This window comes from Candidatus Protofrankia californiensis, from assembly GCF_900634765.1.
Classification (GTDB): domain Bacteria; phylum Actinomycetota; class Actinomycetes; order Frankiales; family Frankiaceae; genus Protofrankia; species Protofrankia californiensis.
In genome coordinates this window covers 18,184-20,945 of sequence record NZ_CAAAFT010000163.1, presented here as the reverse complement: position 1 = coordinate 20,945, position 2,762 = coordinate 18,184, and the positions used below count along the sequence as shown (strand labels likewise).

Sequence of the window (2,762 nt, the reverse complement as noted above, 5' to 3'; positions counted from 1 at the left end):
TCCGGACCCGACGCCGCCGCGTTGCTCATCGCGTAGGCGACGAGGTTCAGCGCCTCGGAGGAGTTCTTGGTGAAGACGACCTCGTCGCGCCGGGGTGCGCCGATGAACGCCGCGACCTTGTCGCGGGCGGTCTCATACAGCGCGGTGGCCTCCTCGGCGAGTACGTGGATGCCGCGGTGGACGTTGGCGTTGTGCAGCTCATAGTAGTCCCGCTCGGCGTCCAGGACGCGGGTGGGCTTCTGCGAGCTCGCCGCGCTGTCGAGGTAGACCAGCAGCCGGTCGTCGTGGACACGCCGCGCCAGGATCGGGAAGTCCTTGCGGATCTGCTCGACGTCGTATCCGGACCTCGGCCCGCCTGCCCCCCCAACGGGGGCGGGCGAGAGCCTCGTGTCGGTCATCGTCATGCCACCGTCCCGGCCGGTTCGGTCACTTTCACATACCGGTCGTAGCCGGCGTCCTCCAGGACTGCCGCGAGTTCCGGGCCACCGGAGTCGACGATGCGACCGCCGGCCATCACGTGGACGAATTCCGGCTTCACGTACCGCAGGATGCGGGTGTAGTGGGTGATCAGCAGGATGCCGGTCTGCCCCGCGGCCCGGACGGACTCGATACCGCCGGAGACGATCCGCAGCGCGTCTACGTCAAGGCCCGAGTCGGTTTCGTCCAGAATTGCGATCTTCGGCTTGAGCAGGGCCATCTGAAGGATCTCGTGGCGCTTCTTCTCGCCGCCGGAGAAACCCTCGTTGACGCTGCGCTCGGCGAACGCCGGGTCCATCTCCAGCGTCGCCATGGAGTCGCGGACCTCCTTGACCCACGTCCGCAGCTTGGGTGCCTCACCGCGCACGGCCGTCACCGACGAGCGCAGGAAGTTCGACACCGACACGCCGGGCACCTCGACGGGGTACTGCATGGCCAGGAAGACCCCGGCGCGGGCACGCTCGTCGACGCTCATCGCGAGGACGTCGACACCGTCCAGCGTCACCGTGCCCTCGGTGATCGTGTACTTGGGGTGACCGGCAATGGAATACGCCAGCGTCGACTTGCCGGAGCCGTTCGGCCCCATGATCGCATGGGTCTCGCCACGGCGGATCGTCAGATCCACGCCGCGCAGGATCTCCCTCCCCTCGGCGGAGTCGGTCTCCACCGAGACATGGAGGTTACGGATCTCAAGGGTCGACACTTGTTCAATCTCCTCAAACCGCTATGACTTGCGCTATGGCTTGCGCTATGCGCTATGACTGGCCGACGTCCACGAGCACGTCGTCGCCGTCGATCTTCACCGGGTAGACGGGCACCGGCTCGGTTGCCGGCAGCCCGAGGGGCTCACCTGTGGTGAGGTCGAACTGCGAGCCGTGCAGCCAGCACTCGATCTTCGCGTCCTCGACCTCGCCCTGGGAAAGGGCGACGTCGGCGTGCGAGCATTCGTCGCGGATGGCGTAGACCTGCCCACCCGTCAGGGCCAGGCACACCGGCTCCCCGTCGATCTCCACCCCGAGCGGGACCTCCTCGCTCAGGTCGGACAGGGCACACGCCCGCTGGAAACCACCCACTAGACGACCCCGCCAAGCTCGGCCTCGACCGCCGCGGTGATCCGCTCCCGCAGGGAATCGATCTCGATCCGGTCAACGATCTCGGCGAAGAAGCCCCGGACGACCAGGCGCCGCGCCTCGTCCGCCGGAATACCCCGCGCCATCAGGTAGAACAACGCCTCGTCGTCGAAACGCCCGGTCGCACTGGCATGACCGGCACCGACGACCTCACCGGTGGATATCTCCAGGTTCGGCACCGAATCCGCCCTGGCACCGTCGGTCAGGACGAGATTACGGTTGAGCTCGTAGGTGTCGGTACCCACGGCGTCCGTCCCGATCACGACGTCGCCGATCCACACCGCGTGCGCGCCGTCACCCTGCAGGGCGCCCTTGTAGGCCACCCGGCTGCGGCACGACCGCGGGCCGTGGTCGACGAGCAGTCGGTGCTCCTGGTGCTGACCGGCGCCGGTGAAGAACAGGCCGTAGAGTTCCGCGTCCCCACCGGGCCCGGCGTAGGTGACCGTAGGTGACAGCCGCACCAGGTCACCACCGAGGGTGACAGTGAACGAACGGAACCGCGCGTCGCGGCCGACCGTGGCGGCATGCGCGGCCACGTGCACCGCACCGGCGTCCCAGTCCTGCAGCGACACCAGCGTCAGCGACGCGCTGTCGCCGACCGACAGTTCGACGTTACCGGCGAACGTGGCCTGCCCGGTGTGGTCGAGCACCACCGTGGCGGACGCAAACGCGCCGACCTCGACGACCAGATGGCCGTAGGCGACCCCGCCGCCGCCGTGCAGCCGCACGACCACCGGTTCCTCCGGCGCGGCCTCGGCGGGAACCGTGATCACGACGGCGCGCTCGGTCCGGGTCATCGCGAACGCCGACACCCGGTCGGCCGGGGTCAGTACCCGCCCGATGCGCCCGTCGTCGATACCGACGTGTTCGACCGTGACCGGCGGTGGGGCCTGCACGGTCACCTCAAGGGCGGCGTCGGCCGCATCCGGGCCGGCGAGCAGGCCGCGCAGCCGGCGCAGGGGAGTGAACCGCCACTCCTCCTCACGCCCGGTCGGCACGGGATGCGCCTGCGGGTCACGGGAGTGCACCGGACGCGGTCGGCCGTCGGGCCGCCCGTCCGACCGGCCCGCGGCCACCCCGGGCCTGGAGCCGACCGGCAAGCCGGTCGACGACCCCGGTACCGGCACGGTCGCGGTGCTACCAACACCGGTACCG

General features: G+C 69.5%; 4 protein-coding genes. All 4 read right to left on the bottom strand.

The features are described from left to right. On the bottom strand, window positions 1-398 hold a 398-nt coding region (locus tag DD1DGNOD_RS09380), incomplete at its 3' end, for an aminotransferase class V-fold PLP-dependent enzyme (protein ID WP_430827780.1). Between the two features lie 2 nt (window positions 399-400). Then, window positions 401-1,180 carry a Fe-S cluster assembly ATPase SufC gene (sufC, locus tag DD1DGNOD_RS09375; RefSeq protein ID WP_131766225.1) on the bottom strand — a complete coding sequence of 260 codons (780 nt, stop codon included), beginning with the start codon at window positions 1,178-1,180 and terminating at the stop codon, window positions 401-403. A gap of 52 nt (window positions 1,181-1,232) precedes the next feature. Next, window positions 1,233-1,550, bottom strand: coding sequence for a non-heme iron oxygenase ferredoxin subunit (locus DD1DGNOD_RS09370; protein ID WP_131766224.1), 318 nt, complete (start codon window positions 1,548-1,550; stop codon window positions 1,233-1,235). Next, the gene (sufD, locus tag DD1DGNOD_RS09365; RefSeq protein ID WP_430827783.1) at window positions 1,550-2,707 is read right to left on the bottom strand and encodes a Fe-S cluster assembly protein SufD; all 1,158 of its coding nucleotides are present in this window, start codon (window positions 2,705-2,707) and stop codon (window positions 1,550-1,552) included. Before sufD ends, DD1DGNOD_RS09370 begins: the two co-directional genes overlap by 1 nt. Between the last annotated feature and the right edge of the window lie 55 nt (window positions 2,708-2,762).